Here is an 18,573-nt window from a genome sequence, read left to right as displayed (position 1 = left end):
CCTCCCGCCTGCCCCGGTCGGCGGGTCGCACCGCACCCGCGTCGCTTCCCCCGGCAGGTCTGCCGGGCATGGATGCGCGATTCTCGCGTCTCGTCGAGGCCGCCGACGGCGACTCCGGTCATCCGGTCACCTGGCATCTGCTCGACAACGGGCCCGTGCTCGACCAGCTCGGGGTGACCCCCGTGGGAACGATGCTGTGCGTGCACGGCAATCCCACGTGGTCGTATCTCTGGCGCGAGCTCGTGGCTGCTGCGACGGATGCCGCCACCACGGCGGCCGAGACCGGCTCCGGCGACGTGTGGCGGGTCATCGCCGTCGACCAGTTGGAGATGGGATTCTCAGAGCGCACCGGCATCGAGCGCGGTCTAGAACATCGGATCGCCGACCTCTCCGCTCTCACAGAGACCCTCGGACTCGCAGGCCCCGTGGTCACCGTCGGCCACGATTGGGGCGGCGTCGTCTCGATGGGCTGGGCGGTCGATCACCCCGATGAGCTCGCCGGTGTTGTGCTGCTCAACACGGCGATCCACCAGCCGGAGGACCGCGCCATTCCGTGGCCGCTGCGGCTCACCCTGCAGCGCGGCATGCTGGGGCGCGCCACCGTGGCGACGCCGGCATTCCTCGAGACGACGCTGGCGCTCGCGCATCCGTCTCTCGAATCAGACGTCAAGAACGGGTACCGCTCGCCCTATCGCTCGGCCGATCGGCGCGGTGGCATCGGCGCGTTCGTGGCCGACATCCCCGTCGACGAGCGGCACCGTTCGTGGAACGAACTCGAGCGCATCGCCGCCGGGGTGCGCGAACTGGGCGTTCCCTCGCTCATGCTCTGGGGACCCCGAGACCCGATCTTCTCCGACACGTATCTCGACGATCTCGCCGAACGGATGCCGCAGGCCGACATCCACAGGTTCGAGGGCGCGGGGCACATGATCGCCGAAGACGTGGAGTACGCGCCCGTGGTGCTCGACTGGCTGGGTGGTCTCGACCAGCGCGCCGGTCGAGTAGCCGCGCGAGGAACAAGCCGGCGTATCGAGACCACGTCCGACGGTCTCGATACGGCCGCGGGCGGCCTACTCGACCAGCGCAAGGGTCCGCTGTGGAGCGTGCTCGACGAGCGGCGCGACAGCACCGACATCGCGCTGGTCGACATGAAGCCGCGGCGAGACGTCTCATGGAAGCTCCTCTCCACCCGTGTGCGCCAGCTCGCCGCGGGCCTCGTGCGCGCCGGGGTGAAGCCCGGCGACCGCGTCTCCCTTCTCGTTCCGCCGAGCGCCGACCTCACCGCGGTGCTCTACGCGTGCCTGCGCATCGGCGCAATCGTCGTCGTCGCCGATGCCGGCCTCGGACTGCCCGGTCTGACCCGCGCCGTGCGCGGCGCGCGCCCCGACCATGTGATCGGCGCCCTCCCTGGCCTCTCGGTCGCCCGCGCTTTCTCGTGGCCCGGACAGAAGATCTCGACCACCACCCTTCCGCGTGCCACCGCCCTCGCGCTCGGCGTACGGCACTCCCTGCCCGAACTCGCGCGGCTGGGCGCCGACGAGTCGCTGCCCGAGCCGCCCGCGGCATCCGCTGTCGCCGCCGTTCTCTTCACCTCGGGATCGACCGGACCGGCCAAGGGCGTCATCTACACGCACGCCCAGCTCGAGGCTGTTCGCGACGCGCTCTCGTCGCAATACGACATCGGGGTCGGCACGGGCCTCGTCGCCGGATTCGCCCCTTTCGCGCTGCTCGGCCCCGCCCTCGGCGCGCGGTCGGTGACCCCCGACATGAACGTCACCTCGCCGCGCACCCTCACCGCGAAGGCCACGGCCGAGGCCGCGGCGGCGGTGGATGCGACGGTCGTGTTCCTCTCGCCGGCCGCCCTCGCGAACGTGGTCGCCACAGCGGATGCCCTCGGCGCCGCCGACACCGCGGCGCTCGCGGGCGTGAAGACTTTTCTCTCGGCCGGCGCTCCCGTGCCCGAGACTCTTCTCGCCGCGGCGGGTCGGCTGATGCCGAACGCCACTCCGCACACCCCTTACGGCATGACCGAGGGTCTGCTCATGACCGACGTCACGCTCGAGGGCATTCGCGCCGCAGCCCAGGATGCTGCTGCGTTGCCCGCAGGCGAGCACGCCGGCGGCGTGTGCGTGGGAGCGCCGGCCGGATCGGTGCGCGTGCGCATAGCGGGGCTCGATGAGCACGGCCAGCCGACTGCCGAACCGAGCGATCGGACCGGCGTCACCGGTGAGATCGTGCTCTCCGCTCCCCACTTGAAGCAGTCATACGACCGGCTCTGGGCCACGAACCGCATTGCCGACGCCGACTCCGTGTGGGCAGATTCCGACGGAACGCCGACCGAACGCTGGCACCGCACCGGAGATGTCGGGCACCTCGACGCTCAGGGCCGCCTCTGGGTCGAGGGCCGACTTCCGCATGTCGTCGTCACGGCCGGGGGAGTCGTCACCCCCGTCGGACCGGAGCAGAAGATCGAGTCGGTGCTGGGTGTCGGGAGGGTCGCGCTCGCGGGCATCGGCCCTCGGGGAACACAGCAGCTCGTGGTGGTGCTCGAGACCGACCCGCCCGCGCATCGTGCCGCACTCGCCGACTCCGACCTGGGTGCTGCTGTGCGCCACGCGGCAGGGCTCGACATCGCGGCGGTGCTGGTGGTTCCCGCGCTGCCCACCGACATCCGACACAACTCGAAGATCGACCGATCCGCCCTGTCGCGTTGGGCCGAGGGCGTGCTCTCCGGCGAGAAGCTGAGCGCGCCGTGAAGGTTCTCGTCACAGGAGCCAGCGGCTTTCTCGGAGGAGCCGTCGCCCGCGAGATCGTGCGGGCCGGGCACGAGGTGCGCACCTTCCAGCGGCGGCCATCCGGTGTCGTCGGGGTGGACGACGCTCTCGGCTCGCTGACGTCGCGGGCCGACGTCGCGCGCGCCGCCCAGGGCGTGGATGCCGTGGTGCACCTGGCCGCGAAGGTCTCGTTGGCGGGCGACCCGGCCGAGTTCGAGGCCGTCAACGTCGAGGGAACCCGCACTCTCCTCGCTGCGATGCATGACGCCGGAGCCGGCCGTCTCGTGTTCGTGTCGTCGCCGTCGGTGGCGCACGCGGGGGCATCCATCGCCGGCGACGATGCCCAGCCTGCCGACCCGCAGCACGCGCGCGGCGAATACGCACGCACGAAGGCGCTCGCGGAACTGCTGGCGCTCGGTGCCGACTCGGAGTCTCTGCGTGTCGTGGCTGTGCGCCCGCATCTCGTGTGGGGTCCGGGAGACACGCAACTCGTCGAGCGCATCGTCGAGCGGGCCCGCGCGGGCAGGCTTCCCTTGCTCGACCGCGGCGCCGCCCTGATCGACTCGACCTACATCGACAACGCGGCTTCGGCGATCGCCGCCGCACTCGAGCGCGTCGACGAGGTGCACGGCAACGCTTATGTGATCACCAATGGCGAGCCGCGCCCGGTGGCCGAACTGCTGGGCGGAATCTGCGCGGCGGCAGGCGTTGCCGCGCCCGCGTGGAGCATTCCCGCCGGTGTCGCTCGGGCAGCGGGATCTCTCATCGAGGCCGTCTGGCGGGTCAAACCAGGAGTGGACGAGCCGCCGATGACGCGCTTTCTGGCGGAGCAGCTCTCGACCGCGCACTGGTTCGACCAGCGCCGCACTCGTGCCGAGCTGCAGTGGCAGCCCGCGGTGAGCCTCGACGAGGGGCTGCGACGCCTCGCCGAGCACTACGGAACGCCGTCGCGCTGATCGAGTAGTCGCGCGCCGTCGCGCTGATCGAGTAGTCGCGCGAGGAACGAGCCGACGTATCGAGATCTCACCCCGCTGGTCTCGATACGGTCGCTGAGCGACCTACTCGACCAACGCAGGCCGGACAGACTCGACCGACGCAGCCCGGTAATCTCGAGGGATGCGTCTTCTGCTGATCCGTCATGGCCAGACTCCGTCGAATGTCATCGGCGCCCTCGACACCGCTATCCCCGGCCCCGGCCTCACCGACCTCGGTCTCGAGCAGGCCGACGCCGTTCCTGAGGCACTCGTCGCCGAGACGATCGGCGCGATCTTCGCCTCGACGCAGCTGCGCGCGCAGCTCACCGCCGCCCCGCTCGCCGAGGCCCGCGGCCTGACGGTAGATATCCGCTCGGGCCTTCGTGAGGTGGATGCCGGAGACCTCGAGATGCGCAACGACGACGAGGCCGTGCGCATCTACATGGAGACCGTCATCGCGTGGGCCGACGGCGACGTCGAACGCCGGATGCCCGGGGCCGAGTCGGGCGCAGAGGTCTACGCCCGCTACGACGAGGTGATCGCGGAGGCTGCCGCGACCGGCCATTCTGTTGTCGCGATCGTCTCGCACGGAGCCATCATCCGATCGTGGGTCGGAGCCCGCGCCGAGAACGTGAGCGCCGACTTCTCGGCAGAGCACTCGCTGAGCAACACGGGCGTCGTCGTTCTCGAAGGCAGCCCCGACTCTGGCTGGCGCGCCCTCACCTGGATGGGCCAGGCCATCGGTGGCCCGACGCTCGACGACGCCGCCCACGCCGGTCCGGCATCCGAAACCCGCTGAGAACTGGAGCACCTGTGACCCGAGCAACCGAACTCTCACCCGATGTCGTGTCGCGCCTCTGCGCCTGGTTCGAAGAGACCGAGCTGGTGAGCCCGTCGCTCAGCTACGCCGTGTTCGACCGCCATGGTGTGCTGTTCCATCACGGGGTGGGCGAGTTCCAGCTCGACGGCCGTGCCCCGGGACCCCAGACGATCTACCGCATCGCCTCGATGTCGAAGAGTTTCTGCATCGCCGCCGTCCTGGTGCTGCGCGATCGCGGTCTGCTGTCGCTAGACGACCGCGTCGCCGAACTCGTGCCGCAGTTCCGCGACCCGGTCGACGATGCCGGCGAGGTTCAGCCCGTGACCGTGCGGATGCTCATGAACAACTCCTCGGGATTGCCGGAGGACAACGGGTGGGCCGACCATGAGCTCGCCCTCTCGCGTAACGACTTTTTGGCCGTCGTCGAGGCGGGTCTGGGCTTCGCCGGGTTGCCTGGCTCGGGATTCCAGTACTCCAATGTGGGCTTCTGGCTGCTCGGCGTGATCGTCGAAGACCTCGCGGGCCAAGGGTTCGAGCGGTTCGCTCGCGAGACGTTCCTCGAGCCGCTCGGGCTGACGAGCACGGGCTACAAGCCCGCCGATTTCGCGGGCGACGGCGAGCTCGGCGACGGTATCGCGCATGGCTATTCGAGCTACGACAAGGGAGCGAGCTGGGTCTCCCGCCCCGTTGTGGGCGGAGGCATCGGTGCCTGCGCGGCGAGCATGTTCAGCACTCCGCCCGACATCGCCCGGTGGAGTGCCTGGCTCTCCAGCGCCTTCGACCCCGCGAACACCGACGACGCTATTCTGAGCCGCGCCTCGCGGCGAGAGATGCAGCGCATCCACACCGTCGCACCGGGCGCGGCCGACCGCACGGCCGAGCCGACCCTCGAAGCCCAGGGTTACGGCCTCGGCCTCTACGTGGAGCACGACGTGCGCTTCGGCCGCTTCGCCCAGCACTCGGGTGGGCTCCCGGGGTGGACGTCGAACATGCGCTGGCACCTCGAGTCGGGGCTCGGTGCGGTGGCCTTCGGCAACACGAACGGGCTCAAGCTGTCGCTCGCCGTCGCGGAGATTCTGCGGTTCGTTCTCGACTCCGTCGACGAGCCCGCTCGTCGAATCGAGCTGTGGCCGTCGACCGTGGCGGCGGCCCGCGCTGTCGACGCGGCCGTTCGCGGTTCTGGGCGCATCCTCGATGCCGCCGACGGATCCACCACCTTCAGCCCGAACCTGCTCGGCGATGTGCCGGCCGAGGTTCGCGACGCGCGCATCGCCGCCGCGATCGCCGAGGTCGGCGGGGTTCTGGATGCCGACAGCACGCCGCCGCTCGACGCCCGGCTCACATGGTCGGTCGCGCCGGCCCACGTCACCTGGACGATTCCCGGTCGCACGGGCGAACTGGAGTGCCGCATCGAGCTGACGCCGACGACGCCGGCGATGCTGCAGCGCTTCGACGTGGCGGTGCGCACGCCGACGACCCCGCTCTCGCCGGTGCTGCGCCACTACCGCCCCGTGGTCTGATCTCGATACGCCGCGCTCGTTCCTCGCGCGGCTACTCGATCAGCGCGGCTGCGCCGTCGCTACTCGATCGACGCGTGGTGCGCTGGTCGAGTAGCCCGAGGCCGCCCGCGGCCGACGCGTATCGAGACCATGGTGGGGTGCTGGCCGAACGGCGACGTCCGGCCGATCGTCGACTTGTAGGCTCCTTGGCATGGTGGGTACGCGTGAGCCGGCAGTCAACGGAACGTCGAACCAACCCGGAGCGCGGCCGTCGCGTGGGTTGGCCGTCGTGGGTCTGAGCCTCAGCGCGCTCGGGGTGATCGCACTGCTCGGCGCAGCATTCCTGGTGTTCGGCGCCGGTTTCCAGCTGGCACCGCCCGTGTCGTTTGGGAAGGTGATGACGGTTGAAGTGTCACGCGGAGACCACGCCGTGTACGTCACGCCGAATGACCACTGGAGCGACATCTCCTGCACCGGCGATCTCGACGGTGAGGAGTTTGCGCTCAGGCCCGAGATGACGCAGCAGGGGCTGCTTTTGCCGGAGCGGTGGGACGCTCAGGGAAGCTTCGCCGCGGACACGTCAGGCGTGCTCCGGATCTCCTGCGACGGCCCGGTCCCGGATGGCCGCTTCACGGTGGGACCGGTCGTGTCCATCGTCAACCTCGTCGGGGCTCTGGCGGCGGGCGTGTCGGCGCTCCCCCTTTTAGCCGGTGGTCTGGTGCTTCTGGGGATCGCGCGCCGGAGAACCCGCGTCTGACCAGCGCCGTGACTCAGCCGAGCGCAGGCTGGCCCGCGGTGTAGATCCAGGTGTTGAAGAACTCGGTGAGGTCTTTGCCCGAGACACTCTCGGCGTAGTCGACGAACTGAGCCGTCGAGACCGATGTGCCCGCATTCTCCGTCGCCCATCCCTTGAGAATGGCGAAGAACGCGTCGTCTCCGACCTCGTTTCGCAGCGCCTGGAGCGTCATGGCGCCACGCGTGTAGACACCGCTGTTGAAGATGCCGGCAGCACCCGGGTCTGCGACGACGGTCTGCCAGAAGTCCGGGTCATCGTCGGCTGCGTAGTCATGCGTGTACGCGTCGTTGAAGATCTCCTGGGTGGTGCGTCCGCCCTGGTGCTCTTCCCATAGCCACTCGGCGTAGGTAGCGAAGCCCTCGTTGAGCCAGATGTCCGACCAGCGGTTCATCGACAGGTTGTCGCCGTACCACTGGTGGGCGAGTTCGTGCACGACGACGCTTGCGTCGACATCTGCCGGGAAAGCCCAGGCGGGATAGATCGGGCGCGTCTGGTTCTCGAGCGCGTACGGCAGATCGCTCGGTCGCACGGGAGGCACGGCTGTGGGATCACCCTCGTCGATGTAGCCGATGGCGATGCCACCCGCCTCGGAGAAGGGGTATGGTCCGAAGCTCTTCGAGAGGAAGTTGATGACCTCGGGCTCGGTCTCGAAGATCTGCGACGCGATGTCTCCCACCTTCACGCCGGGCGCGTTTCGGACATCGCGCGTCAGCAGACTGCGATCGATAGCGTCGACATAGGTGATGCCGTCGACGGTGCGGGTATCTACCGCGAAGTCGCCTACCGTCGCTGTTGCGAGGTAGGTGGCCATGGGCTTCTCCATCTCCCAATCGAACGTCTCGGTCTCGCCGCTGGTCTCTCGCCCGGCAAGCCGCCCGTTTCCGATGACCTCGAGTCCGTCAGGAACGGTCATGTGTGTCGAGAAGGTGGCCTTGTCGCTCGGGTGATCGTTCGACGGAAACCAGGTGGCGGCAACACGAGGCTGGCCCACGACGACCGCGCCCGTCGGGGTGGGAAACACTCCGGCGGGGCCGTAAGCGTCGTCGACGACGATCGGAACGCCGCTGTAGGTGACGGCCGTCGTAACGGTGGCGCCGAGCGGGATGCCCGCGGGCGGCACAACGGTCAGCTCTGTGCGAGGGGGCGTGGCGTCGTCGTCGGTCGAGCCCACGACCTGCGGCTGGCCGGTGGCCTTGCTGATCTGTGTGGTCGCAAGACTCCATTCGGCGGGTACGCCGTCGACGGTGATCGACGAGATCGTGACGGCGTCGTCGCCGTTCACGTCACGGGTGTCGAAGTCGAGGTTGAACGCCGAGAGGTTCTGAGTGGCAACCGCGGTGACCGTGGTCGTGCCCGAGATCACATCGGTGTCGGGAGCGTAGGCGAGGTCGAGGTCGTAGTGCTGCACGTCGTAGCCGCCGTTGCCGTCGAGCGGAAAGTACGAGTCGCCGATTCCCGCGGCGCCGGGTTGGAAGTCGACGGGAGTCGCCGGATCGGTCGCCGCGGGCGTCGTGGCCGGAGAGCCCGCCGCGGGTGGGCACGGTTCTGCCGCGCTGGCCGGAGTGGCCGAGACCCCGCCCGAGGCAACAAGGGCGAGCACAAGAAGCGGAACAGCCGCGAACACCGCTGTGCTGGCGCCGCGCTTACGTCGGCCGAGAAGCAGCCACGCGGTGCTTCCGGCAGCTAAGAGAACGATGGCGATCACGAGGAGCACCGGCCCCGAATCGAATCCGGTCGCGGCTAGAACACACGTTGTCACACAATCCCCGTCTCATTGAACTGTCGCGACTTTATCGGGATTCTGTCAGCAAGCACCAGACACGGGGCAAGTCGCTTTGTTACATCTTCGTTTCGTGACCCGTTCGGGGTGTCCGTAGCGTGGACAGCTGCTCCACTACAGCACCTGCTTCACAACAGCGCCTGCTCCACGAAAGGAAGCACCATGTCTCTCTCCAAGAAGATCCTGGCCGCAGCAGCCACTCTTCCCCTCATCGCAGCCCTCGCAGGGTGCGCCGGATCCTCTTCCGACGCCGAGAAGGGCACTGCCGACAACCCCGTGAAGCTCGGCGTCGTCGGCGCCAGCGACCCCTACTGGGAGATCTACAAGAAGGCGGCGGCAGACGAGGGCATCTCGGTCGACATCGTCGACTTCACCGAGTACCCGCAGCCCAACCCGGCACTCACCGAAGGTGAGATCGACCTCAACCAGTTCCAGCACATCGTCTACCTCGCCCAGTACAACGAGGCATCCGGCGAAGACCTGGTACCCGTCGGAGCCACGGCCATCTACCCGCTCGCGCTGTACTCCACGAAGTACACGTCGGTGAAGGACATCAAGAAGGGCGACACCGTCGCCATTCCGAACGACGAGTCGAACCTGTCGCGTGCACTGCTCGTGCTGCAGTCCGCCGGCCTCGTCAAGCTGAAAGACGGAGGAAGCTCCCTCTCGACCGTCGACGACGTCGACACCGACAAGTCCACGGTGAAGGTCACGACGCTCGAGGCATCGCTCACTCCCACCTCGCTGCCCGACGTGGCCGCCGCGATCATCAACAACGACTTCGTGGCGGATGCCGGGCTCACCTTCGACGACGCGATCGCGCAGGACGACCCTTCCGACCCCAACGCGCTGCCCTACGTGAACATCTTCGCGGCGCGCGCCGAAGACAAGGACAACGAGACATTCAAGAAGCTCGTATCGATCTACCAGGACACGAAGACCGTCACCGACGCGGTGCAGGAGAACTCGGGCGGAACGGCCGTGTTCGTGAAGACTCCGGTCACCGACCTGCAGTCCTCGCTCGATACGGTCGAGGCTGACATCAAGGCCAAGGGCTGATCGGCTCGATGCCTCTCATCAGTCTGCGCGACGTCACCAAGTCGTATCCGCCATCGAGTCGCGGAGGTGCCGTCGTGCACGCCGTCCAAGGGCTGAACCTCGACATCGAAGCGGGAGACATCTACGGGATCATCGGCTACTCGGGAGCGGGCAAGAGCACTCTCGTGCGGCTCATCAACGCTCTCGAAGACGCGACCAGCGGCAGCATCCTGGTCGACGGCGATGAGGTGACCCGCATGAAAGAAAGCGAGTTGCGCCGACTGCGCCTCGGCATCGGCATGATCTTTCAGCAGTTCAACCTCTTCAACTCGAAGACCGTCGCCGGAAACGTCGCGTACCCCCTCGAGGTCGCGAAGACGCCGCGCGCCGACATCGCTCCGCGCGTCGCCGAGCTGCTCGACTTCGTCGGCCTCTCCGACAAAGCGCGCAACTACCCCGAGCAGCTGTCGGGTGGGCAGAAACAGCGGGTCGGCATCGCCCGTGCCCTCGCGACGAGCCCCCGCATCCTGCTCGCCGACGAGGCGACCAGCGCCCTCGACCCCGAGACGACCCACGAGGTGCTCGAGCTGTTGAAGCGCGTGAACACCGAGTTCGGCGTCACGATCGTGGTCATCACGCACGAGATGGATGTCATCCAGACGCTGGCCACCAAGGTCGCGGTCATGGATGGCGGGCGCATCGTGGAGCAGGGCGACGTGTTCGACGTCTTCTCGAAGCCGACGGAGGCGTCGTCGCAGCGCTTCGTGTCGACCGTCGTGCGGGGCGTGCCCTCCGACGCCGAACTCGTTGCGTTGCGGCAGCGGCATCCGGGTCGCATCGTGACCCTGTCGTTCCGCGACGGCAACACATCGCAAGGGGCGGTCTTTTCCGATCTGGCTCAGGCCGGCGTCGCGTTCGAGCTGATCTACGGCGGCATCAACGACATCCGGGGCCGTGTCTTCGGACATCTCACCCTCGCGCTGACGGGTTACGCCGATGCTGTCGACCGCGCACTCGCCACGATCGCGACCAAGGTCGACGTCACGGAGGCACCGAGCCATGAATGACCTGATACCTCTGCTGCCCAAGCTGTGGCAGGCCAGCTACGAGACGCTCTACATCGTGGGCCTCAGCCTGATCTTCGGAGGCCTCGGCGGACTCATCCTCGGTCTCGGTCTGTACACGACCCGGTCGAACAGCCTCTTCTCGAACCGCCCCGTTTTCGGCGTGCTCAACGTGCTCGTCAACGTGTTCCGTCCGATTCCGTTCATCATCTTTCTCGCGGCGGCTCAGCCACTGGCGCGCTTCGTGACCGGCACAGGAATCGGAAACACAGCGATCATCTTCACGCTGTCGCTGGCAGCCGCGTTCGGTATCAGTCGCATCGTGGAGCAGAACCTGCTCACCGTGCAGCCCGGAGTCATCGAGGCCGCGAGGTCGGTCGGCGCGAGTCGGAGCCGCATCATGCTGACGCTGCTTATTCCCGAGGCGTTGGGCCCGCTGATTCTCGGGTACACGTTCATCGTGGTTGCTCTCGTCGACATGTCGGCGGTGGCCGGCTACGTGGGCGGCGGCGGACTCGGGACGTTCGCGATTCAATACGGCTACCGGCAGTTCCACCCCGTTGTCACCTGGGCCGCTGTGCTCGTGATCATCGTGATCGTGCAGCTGGTGCAGTTCTTGGGCAACTACCTCGCCCGCAAGGCGCTCCGCCGCTGACGTAGGGTGTGGGAAGCCGCGCGTTGCCACTTCGGGCTACTCGAACTGTCACCACGCGGCATCTGTCGCGCGGAAAGTGGCAATTCGTCAGGGATAGGTGAGTGGTGACCTAGTCGATCAGCGCGGGGTGCGCCGGTCTGGTCGCTTCCGCGGGGCGGGCGGGCGTATCGAGGCCGCCCTCCTCTGCCAGTTCGGACAGGCGCCTCAGGATGGCGCGGGCGACCTTGTCGTTCTCCCTGAACGAGATCGCATTGGTGCGCGGACGCGAGAACGCCCCGACGAACGGAGAGTTCGTATACGGTCCGATCGCGTACAGCCGAGACGAATGCTCGCCGCCAGCTCCGAGAATCCTCGTGTCGAGCTGTCGCACCGACAACCTGCCCGTGCTCGCCGAGAAGGCTCCGTCGGTGACGACCTCCTCGAGTCCGGCTCCGCTCGCGACCAGCGACCTCAGCAGCTCGTTGTCGCTGCGCGAGATCGCGGTCGCGGGCAGCCGCGCATCCACCAGGGCGCTCGCGGTGACGGTGACCGGCGTCGTCGCACTGCCGGCGCGGAAGATCCCTGCATCCTCATCGGCTTCCACCCAGATTCCTGCCCCGAGGAACTCGACGACGCCGGCCTCCGAGAGTGCGACGAGTTCTTCGAGGCGGTGCGCGGGCGGACCGCTGGCGATGAAGCTGAAGTAGCCGAGCCACCAGCCGTGGATGTCGCGGACTCGTGACTGAGCGGTCCACTTGGGCGAGTCGATGATGTCGGAGAGGGTGAAGAGGCTCGTGAGCAGGGCGATGAACAGACCGAGTGTGGCGCTGTGCTCGGGCCGGGTGCGCAGGGCGAGGTCTGTGCGGATGTAGTCGCGCACGAGATCTTGCAACTCGCCCGGGTCTGCAACCAGCGCGGCTCCCAGCGGTCGGTCGAGCTCGGGAAGGAACAGCCTGTCGTCGGCGAACGCCACGCTTGCTTCGACCAGATCGACGAAGGCCTGCGCGTCGCGCGCGAGGAGTGTGTCGTCACTGGCGAGGTCATCGATCGAGGGAACGGCATGGCCGCGGGGCGTGCTGTCGTGAACCTCGGTGTGCGGCGATGCGAGCAGGAGCGCGCGCGGATCGAGGCGGTCGAATGCTCGCGCGAACGAATCCCAGCTCGATTCGACCCGGTCGGGATGCCCCGTGAACAGTTCGCGATAGTAGCCCCACAGCATGTCTTTCGCGATGAGCGGCCACACATCGACGCCGAGGTCGAGCGCGGGCAGTGTCTCTTCGAGAGAACGCGCGATCGCCGGAGTGAAGTACCGCGCCTCGGGCTTCTCTCCCACGAGAGTCGACGAGATCTTCGAGTGATACGGCACCCCGCGGCGCGATCCGAAGTAGAGCCGCGGCTCGAGCCCGGATGCCGTGTAGCGCAGCACCCCGTCGTCGCCTCGATCGAAGCGGCCGCCCCTGCCCTCGGTGAGCAGAACGGTGAGGTCGACCGCCGCGAGGCCCATGCCCCGCACGATCACCCGCTGGCCGGGCACGATCGGCCGGGTGTCGGCATCCGCTGTGAAGGCCGGCGGCAGGTAGAACAGTTCGCGTCGACGCGCGAAGTCGATGAGGTCGGCGTGCTCGGGCTCGGCCTCGGTGCCGGTGTGGCCGAGCGAGTACAGCACGATGTCGGCCGTGATCGAGGCCCCGTCGTCGAGCAGGATGCGATGGGTCGGCCCGTCGTCGACGGTCTCGACCGCGGATGCCCGGTGCACGTCGACCGTGACGGTCTCGGGAAGCAGACCCCCGGCATCCGCGAAGAACCAGCTGAGGTAGAGGCTCTGCAGGCGCCGTGTCGGAAAGCTGGCGGGGGCGAGGTTCTCGATCTCCTGGCGCAGGCGCGCATCCACCCGGGGGATCGCGATGTCTCCCGCGTTCACAAGCCCGGCCCACTCGATCAGCGAGGGCCCGGGGCGCACGGGGCCCTCGATGGTCGATGACTCATCGGTGAACATCGTGACATCGGCGGCCATCGAGTTGAGTTTCAGGAGGGGCGATTGTGCGAACCTCCAGATGCGCCCCGGACCGGCCGGGTGCGGGTCGATCACGTGGATGACGATCCGCGCACCGGATCGCCACAGCTCGGGAATGTTCGCACCGAGACGCTCGAGAACGCCGGCTCCCCGAGGGCCGCCGCCGATAAGGGCGATCTGGAACTCGGGCGGGTCGATGAGGGAGGTAGGCGCGTGCGGCATGACACAACCGTCGACGTTTCGTCCATCGAAATCGAGGTTTGTGACCTCGCGTGACGACGTGACGAATTGTGAACGACACTGCTTGGCCGAGTCGCGCCGTCGAGCCTAGCGTCACATCCACCTCGACACGGCCCGTGCCGAGACAGTGAAGGAGGCGGACATGCCTATCGAATCCCTCGGCCTGACGAGCCACAGCACCGACAGGTTCGTCTACGTCTCGGCCGACGACCCCATCGCCGAGCCTCTGCTGCGTGAACTCGAGCAGGAGTACGACGCGCGCTATGGCGAGTTCTTCGGAGAGAAGGCGTCGGCCGAGATCACGCGGTACCCGGCATCGGCTTTCTCTGCCGACGAGGGCGGAGCGTTCGTGCTGCTCATGCGCGACGGCGTCGCCATAGCCGGAGGCGCATATAAGAGATTCGACGAACGCACGGCCGAGCTGAAGCGCATCTGGACCTCGTCGGCGCATCGGAGACAGGGGCTCGCGCGTCGAGTGGTCGCAGAGCTCGAGGCAGAGGCGGTGCGCCGCGGATACACGCGGGCCTATCTCACGACAGGGCCGCGCCAGCCCGAAGCGAAGCGTCTGTACTTTCAGACCGGGTACACACCGCTCTTCGACACCACGCTCGACCCTGAAGAGGTCGTCGTGCACGGGTTCGCCAAGAGCCTGGATGGCGAACCCCTCGATGTGGCCGGCATCACCGCGGCCCATGACGAAGGCGTCGGTCGAGTAGCCGCGCGAGGAACGAGCCGGCGTATCGAGACCGCATCCGATGGTCTCGATACGGCCGCGGGCGGCCTACTCGACCAGCGAGGGGGAGGGGGTGCCGCGGGCGGCCTACTCGACCAGCGCAGGGCCGTGAAGGTGGTGCCGACCCGGCACTGGTGGCGGTGGGTGCTCAGCGCGCTCGTCGCCTTCGCGGTGCTGCAGTTCGCGTGGTCACTCGTCACGAACAAGCAGTACGAGTGGAACGTCTTCGCCGAGTACTTCTTCTCGCAGTCGGTGCTCAACAGCCTCGGCGTGACCCTCGGCCTCACGGTCGTGTCCGTCATCGGCGGGTTCATCCTTGGGGCGGTGCTCGCGAACTTCAGGCTCTCGAAGTCACCGCTGTTGAGCGGGGCCGCCTACGTCTACATCTGGTTCTTCCGTTCCGTGCCGCTGCTGGTGCAGATTCTCGTCTGGTACAACCTGGGCTACCTCTACCCGACGCTGGGCCTCGGAACTCCGTTCACTACGGATTTCTGGTTGGTGGAGTTCTCGACGACCACCTTGATCACCGCCTTCGCAGCGGCGACGATCGGCCTCACGCTGCACCAGGCCGCCTATTTCGCGGAGATCATTCGCGGCGGCATCCTGTCTGTCGATCAGGGCCAGCTCGAGGCCTCTGCCGCTCTCGGTCTGCCGCGCCGAGTGCGGTTCTTCCGCATCATCCTGCCCCAGGCGGCGCGGGCCATTCTGCCCAACTTCTTCAACGAGGTCATCGGCCTCGTGAAGGGCACCTCGGTGGTGTTCGTCGTGGCGCTGCCCGAACTCTTCTACACGGTGCAGGTGATCTACAACCGCAATCAGCGGGTGATCCCCATGCTGCTCGTCGCGGTGGTCTGGTACGCGATCATCACGACCGTGCTGTCGATCATCCAGTTCTACGTCGAGCGTCACTACGCCCGCGGAGCGCATCGCGAACTGCCACCGACGCCCATCCAACGGGCCACGGCCTGGGTGAAACAGCAGTGGGCTCGCCTCGGCGACGAAACAGGCGACGACCCGCTCGCGGCCGAGAAGAACCGACGTCACGACACCGTTCTGGGGAGTGGATCATGAGTACACCGACCTTCATCCGATCGTTCGACGAGCAGGCGATTCCGCTTCCGCCGAAGCCGACTCGTTCCACCGTCGGGCTCGTCGAGATCTCCGACGTCTCGAAGAGCTACGGGGCCGTGCGTGTGCTGCGCGACGTGTCGTTGACGGTGCAGCCCGGCGAGGTCATCGCTCTCATCGGACCGTCGGGATCGGGCAAATCCACGCTGCTGCGCACGATCAACCACCTCGAGACGGTCGACTCCGGCTCGGTCACGGTCGACGGGCAGTACATCGGCTACGAGCTCCGCTCCGGGCGGCTGCACGAGCTGCCCGAGAAGAACGTGCTCGAACGGCGCACTCAGATCGGTATCGTCTTTCAGAACTTCAATCTCTTCCCTCACCTCACCGCTCTCGAGAACGTCGTCGAGGCTCCCATCGCCCTGAGGCGTGCGACCAGAGCCGACGCCCGTGAGCAGGCGAAGGCTCTGCTCGCGAGGGTGGGGCTGGCAGATAAAGAGCACCATTACCCGAGGCAGCTCTCCGGCGGTCAGCAGCAGCGCGTGGCCATCGCGAGGGCACTCGCGCTGAACCCGAAGGTGCTGCTGTTCGACGAGCCGACCAGCGCGCTCGACCCCGAGCTCGTCGGCGAGGTGCTCGACGTCATCCGAGAGCTGTCGAAGAGCGGCACCACGCTCATCATCGTGACGCACGAGATCGGCTTCGCCCGCGAGGTCGCCGACCGCGTGGTGTTCCTCGAGCAAGGCGAGATCCTCGAAGAAGGAACGCCCAGTCAGGTGCTGTCGAAGCCGCGCCACCCGCGCACGAAGGATTTCCTCCGCAAGGTCCTCTGACCACGTCGCTGCCCCCAGCGCCACCGCTCAATTCCTACCGCACCACCACAGCATTCGAGAGAGGCACCACTAGATCATGGCAATCAACAAGAAGCAGATCGGGGTTATCGTCGGCGCAGTCGTCGTCGTGGCCCTGGCCGGCGGCGGCATCGCCATCGCCGCCAATGCGAACAGTTCGAACTCGCCCGACGTCGAAGCCACTGGCTCGGCAGAGGAGCAGGTCGCGGCGGCCACGTCGTTCGATCTCACGACCAAGAATGCCGACGATCGACCCAGTATCGACCCCGTCGCCGACGCGGTCGCATCCCTCAAGGCCAGCGGATTCCAACCGATCGAAGCAGGCAAGCTCACGGTCGCCCAGACCGTGAAGAGCGGTGCCCCGCCCCTGGTCTTCGCGGCATCTGACGACAACACGACGCCACTCGGAAGCGAGGCGGACTTCGCGGCTCTCGTTGCAGACGGCTTGGGTCTCGAGTACAACCCCGTGTCGGTCGACTGGGCCGACTGGCCGCTCGGAATCCAGTCGGGCAAGTACGACATCATCCTCAACAACGTGACCGTCACCGAGGAGCGCAAGGAGCTGTATGACTTCGCCAGCTACCGGGTCGACCTGCTCGGCTTCTATGTGAAGGCCGACAGCGACATCACATCGATCAAGGGATCGGCAGACATCTCCGGTCTGACGATCATCGTCGACTCCGGTACGAACCAGGAGAAGATTCTGCTCGCCTGGAACGAGGAGCTCGCGGCCGCCGGCAAGAAGCCCGCCGAGCTCGTGTACTACAACGACAGTGCGGCCGCGAATCTCGCACTCCAGTCTGGACGAGCCGATGTGTACTTCTACCCGAATGCGAGCGGGGCTTACGCCGCGGCCTCGACCGGCGATACCAAGCAGGTGGGCACCGTCAGCGGCGGATGGCCGCAGACTGCTGACATCGCAGCGGCCACCAAGAAGGGCAACGGGCTGATCGACGCGGTCGGACTCGTGATCAACGCGACGATCGAGGGCGGCCAGTACCAGGAGGTACTCGACCGCTGGGGCCTCGACAGCGAGTCGATCCCGAAGAGCGAGATCAACCCTCCGGGACTGCCGAAGACCGACTAGCCCGTTCGGTGATTGTGCCCGAATACCTCCATTCCGCGCTCGTATGGGCGCACGGATGGAGGTATTCGGGCACTTTAGGTTCGAGAGGCGGGTTCTATAGATCGAGCCCGAAGGCGAAGATATCGACGAACCTGCCCGGCTCCACCTCGATGCGTTCCTCGCGCTCCGGCAGACGAACGAAACCGAGCCGCGTGTACAGCCTCTGGGCCGCAAGCATCGTGCTGCCGGTGTTCATCACCACGCGCTTCACGCCCCGGATGCGACCGAGGGCGACCACGTGCGACACGAGCGCTTCGCCGATTCCCCGGCCCCGCGCATCCGGGGCCACGGCCAGCAGCCTGAAGTCGAGCTCGTCGTCGTGCGCGACCTGCGAGATGCGGGCGCCGGGGCGGGGCGTCCAGACCGTGCCGAGAATGGCGCCCGTCGCGGTGTCCTCGGCGACCCATACCTCGTCTGAGCTGGCGCGGCCGTGCACCTCGGCCAAAGACAGCACGTAGCTCTCGGAGAGGTCGTAGTCGTTCGTGTACGCCTCGACGGTTAGACGGGCCACGATGTCGAGCTCACTCGGGCGCACGAGCCGGATGCGTACGGGTGCGACCTCGTCGAACGCATACCTGTATACCTGCGGGGTGCCGATCCCGGTCTCGGTGCCGAGCTCGCGTGCGACGACTCGTTCGAACCCGGCGCGAAGGTAGTTGCGCTGAGCGGTGTGGTTGAGGGGCCCCGTGTCGAGCACGAGCGCGGGCACGCCCCAGCTCGAGGCCAGGTCGATGGATGCCTGCACGAGCGCCTGCGCGATGCCCCGACCCCGGGCGGCGGGGTCGACGGCGACGAGTCGCAGCTCGGCTTCGCCATCGCGCGCCTGCCGTGAGATCGGGTTCTCGGCGCGAGTGACCGTGGCAGTGCCGAGGAGTCGCCCTGTGGCGTCGTCGACGGCCACCAGCAGGCCACCATCGCCCGCTCGAGCGCCCGCGTCGCGCTCAAGAGCAAGGCGCTCGGGCCGGCGGGGAAGGTGGGCGTAGGGGCCCGTCGCGAAGCCCAGAGTAGTGAGAACGCCGGTGGCCTCGTACTCGTCTTCTCGTGCCGGCCGAACGGTGAAGGCGGAGTCGGGTGGGGTTTCGAGTGGTTCTGGCACGAGTCGAGACTACGAGATCGGGCCCACGATATTGGGCAGCTCGAGTGGGCCGCCGTTCATGCGTTG

General features: G+C 67.3%; 14 protein-coding genes. 11 read left to right on the top strand and 3 right to left on the bottom strand.

What is annotated here, in order from left to right:
- The first annotated feature begins 68 nt into the window (after positions 1-68).
- The 5 genes from B9Y86_RS02935 (at position 69) to B9Y86_RS02915 (ending at position 6,824) form a co-directional block, all read left to right on the top strand.
- Positions 69-2,756 carry an alpha/beta fold hydrolase gene (locus tag B9Y86_RS02935; RefSeq protein ID WP_085483740.1) on the top strand — a complete coding sequence of 896 codons (2,688 nt, stop codon included), beginning with the start codon at positions 69-71 and terminating at the stop codon, positions 2,754-2,756.
- A complete protein-coding gene (locus B9Y86_RS02930) occupies positions 2,753-3,730 on the top strand; it encodes an NAD-dependent epimerase/dehydratase family protein (protein WP_085483738.1) in 978 nt (325 codons plus the stop codon). Before B9Y86_RS02935 ends, B9Y86_RS02930 begins: the two co-directional genes overlap by 4 nt.
- Before the next feature lie 160 nt (positions 3,731-3,890).
- Positions 3,891-4,547, top strand: coding sequence for a histidine phosphatase family protein (locus B9Y86_RS02925; RefSeq protein WP_085482762.1), 657 nt, complete (start codon positions 3,891-3,893; stop codon positions 4,545-4,547).
- Between the two features lie 14 nt (positions 4,548-4,561).
- The gene (locus B9Y86_RS02920) at positions 4,562-6,088 is read left to right on the top strand and encodes a serine hydrolase domain-containing protein (RefSeq protein ID WP_176223231.1); all 1,527 of its coding nucleotides are present in this window, start codon (positions 4,562-4,564) and stop codon (positions 6,086-6,088) included.
- Between the two features lie 190 nt (positions 6,089-6,278).
- Positions 6,279-6,824: a hypothetical protein gene (locus B9Y86_RS02915; RefSeq protein WP_139824699.1), complete on the top strand. Its 546-nt coding sequence runs from the start codon at positions 6,279-6,281 to the stop codon at positions 6,822-6,824.
- 13 nt (positions 6,825-6,837) lie between these two features.
- Here B9Y86_RS02915 and B9Y86_RS02910 read toward each other — a convergent pair whose 3' ends face one another.
- The gene (locus tag B9Y86_RS02910; protein WP_139824698.1) at positions 6,838-8,622 is read right to left on the bottom strand and encodes a M1 family metallopeptidase; all 1,785 of its coding nucleotides are present in this window, start codon (positions 8,620-8,622) and stop codon (positions 6,838-6,840) included.
- 183 nt (positions 8,623-8,805) lie between these two features.
- Between B9Y86_RS02910 and B9Y86_RS02905 the strand changes: the two genes are divergently transcribed.
- From B9Y86_RS02905 to B9Y86_RS02895, 3 genes are read left to right on the top strand one after another with little or no spacing between them, the layout of a single operon-like run.
- Positions 8,806-9,702: a MetQ/NlpA family ABC transporter substrate-binding protein gene (locus tag B9Y86_RS02905; RefSeq protein ID WP_085482756.1), complete on the top strand. Its 897-nt coding sequence runs from the start codon at positions 8,806-8,808 to the stop codon at positions 9,700-9,702.
- A gap of 8 nt (positions 9,703-9,710) precedes the next feature.
- Entirely contained in the window at positions 9,711-10,748 is a 1,038-nt protein-coding gene (locus B9Y86_RS02900) for a methionine ABC transporter ATP-binding protein (RefSeq protein WP_085482754.1), read from the top strand.
- Positions 10,741-11,400: a methionine ABC transporter permease gene (locus B9Y86_RS02895; protein WP_085482752.1), complete on the top strand. Its 660-nt coding sequence runs from the start codon at positions 10,741-10,743 to the stop codon at positions 11,398-11,400. Before B9Y86_RS02900 ends, B9Y86_RS02895 begins: the two co-directional genes overlap by 8 nt.
- Before the next feature lie 109 nt (positions 11,401-11,509).
- Here the strand turns inward: B9Y86_RS02895 and B9Y86_RS02890 are convergent, their stop codons facing one another.
- Positions 11,510-13,615 (bottom strand): FAD/NAD(P)-binding protein, encoded by a 2,106-nt coding sequence (locus B9Y86_RS02890; protein WP_085482750.1) that lies wholly within the window; start codon positions 13,613-13,615, stop codon positions 11,510-11,512.
- A gap of 160 nt (positions 13,616-13,775) precedes the next feature.
- On the opposite strand from B9Y86_RS02890, the gene B9Y86_RS17890 reads away from it, so the two are divergent.
- The 3 genes from B9Y86_RS17890 to B9Y86_RS02875 all read left to right on the top strand — a co-directional run bounded on the left by B9Y86_RS17890 (position 13,776) and on the right by B9Y86_RS02875 (position 17,372).
- On the top strand, positions 13,776-15,437 hold the full coding sequence (locus B9Y86_RS17890) for an ABC transporter permease subunit (protein WP_085482748.1): 1,662 nt from the start codon (positions 13,776-13,778) through the stop codon (positions 15,435-15,437).
- On the top strand, positions 15,434-16,267 hold the full coding sequence (locus tag B9Y86_RS02880; RefSeq protein WP_085482745.1) for an amino acid ABC transporter ATP-binding protein: 834 nt from the start codon (positions 15,434-15,436) through the stop codon (positions 16,265-16,267). Before B9Y86_RS17890 ends, B9Y86_RS02880 begins: the two co-directional genes overlap by 4 nt.
- A 76-nt stretch (positions 16,268-16,343) precedes the next feature.
- A complete protein-coding gene (locus tag B9Y86_RS02875) occupies positions 16,344-17,372 on the top strand; it encodes an ABC transporter substrate-binding protein (protein ID WP_085482743.1) in 1,029 nt (342 codons plus the stop codon).
- A 94-nt stretch (positions 17,373-17,466) separates the two neighbouring features.
- Here the strand turns inward: B9Y86_RS02875 and B9Y86_RS02870 are convergent, their stop codons facing one another.
- Positions 17,467-18,507, bottom strand: a complete 1,041-nt coding sequence (locus tag B9Y86_RS02870; RefSeq protein WP_085482741.1) for a GNAT family N-acetyltransferase — start codon at positions 18,505-18,507, stop codon at positions 17,467-17,469.
- Positions 18,508-18,573: the final 66 nt, after the last annotated feature.

The sequence above is a fragment of the Agreia pratensis genome (genome assembly GCF_900177685.1).
GTDB classification, from domain to species: Bacteria; Actinomycetota; Actinomycetes; order Actinomycetales; family Microbacteriaceae; genus Agreia; species Agreia pratensis.
This window is presented reverse-complemented; position numbering and strand designations above follow the sequence as displayed.

Bases quoted from the DNA above. Each gene is read 5' to 3' on its own strand.
- B9Y86_RS02900 (WP_085482754.1), top strand. From the start codon at position 9,711: ATGCCTCTCATCAGTCTGCGCGACGTCACCAAGTCGTATCCGCCATCG.
- B9Y86_RS02905 (WP_085482756.1), top strand. From the start codon at position 8,806: ATGTCTCTCTCCAAGAAGATCCTGGCCGCAGCAGCCACTCTTCCCCTC.
- B9Y86_RS02890 (WP_085482750.1), bottom strand. From the start codon at position 13,615: ATGCCGCACGCGCCTACCTCCCTCATCGACCCGCCCGAGTTCCAGATC.
- B9Y86_RS02895 (WP_085482752.1), top strand. From the start codon at position 10,741: ATGAATGACCTGATACCTCTGCTGCCCAAGCTGTGGCAGGCCAGCTAC.
- B9Y86_RS02935 (WP_085483740.1), top strand. From the start codon at position 69: ATGGATGCGCGATTCTCGCGTCTCGTCGAGGCCGCCGACGGCGACTCC.
- B9Y86_RS02925 (WP_085482762.1), top strand. From the start codon at position 3,891: ATGCGTCTTCTGCTGATCCGTCATGGCCAGACTCCGTCGAATGTCATC.
- B9Y86_RS17890 (WP_085482748.1), top strand. From the start codon at position 13,776: ATGCCTATCGAATCCCTCGGCCTGACGAGCCACAGCACCGACAGGTTC.
- B9Y86_RS02915 (WP_139824699.1), top strand. From the start codon at position 6,279: ATGGTGGGTACGCGTGAGCCGGCAGTCAACGGAACGTCGAACCAACCC.
- B9Y86_RS02880 (WP_085482745.1), top strand. From the start codon at position 15,434: ATGAGTACACCGACCTTCATCCGATCGTTCGACGAGCAGGCGATTCCG.
- B9Y86_RS02875 (WP_085482743.1), top strand. From the start codon at position 16,344: ATGGCAATCAACAAGAAGCAGATCGGGGTTATCGTCGGCGCAGTCGTC.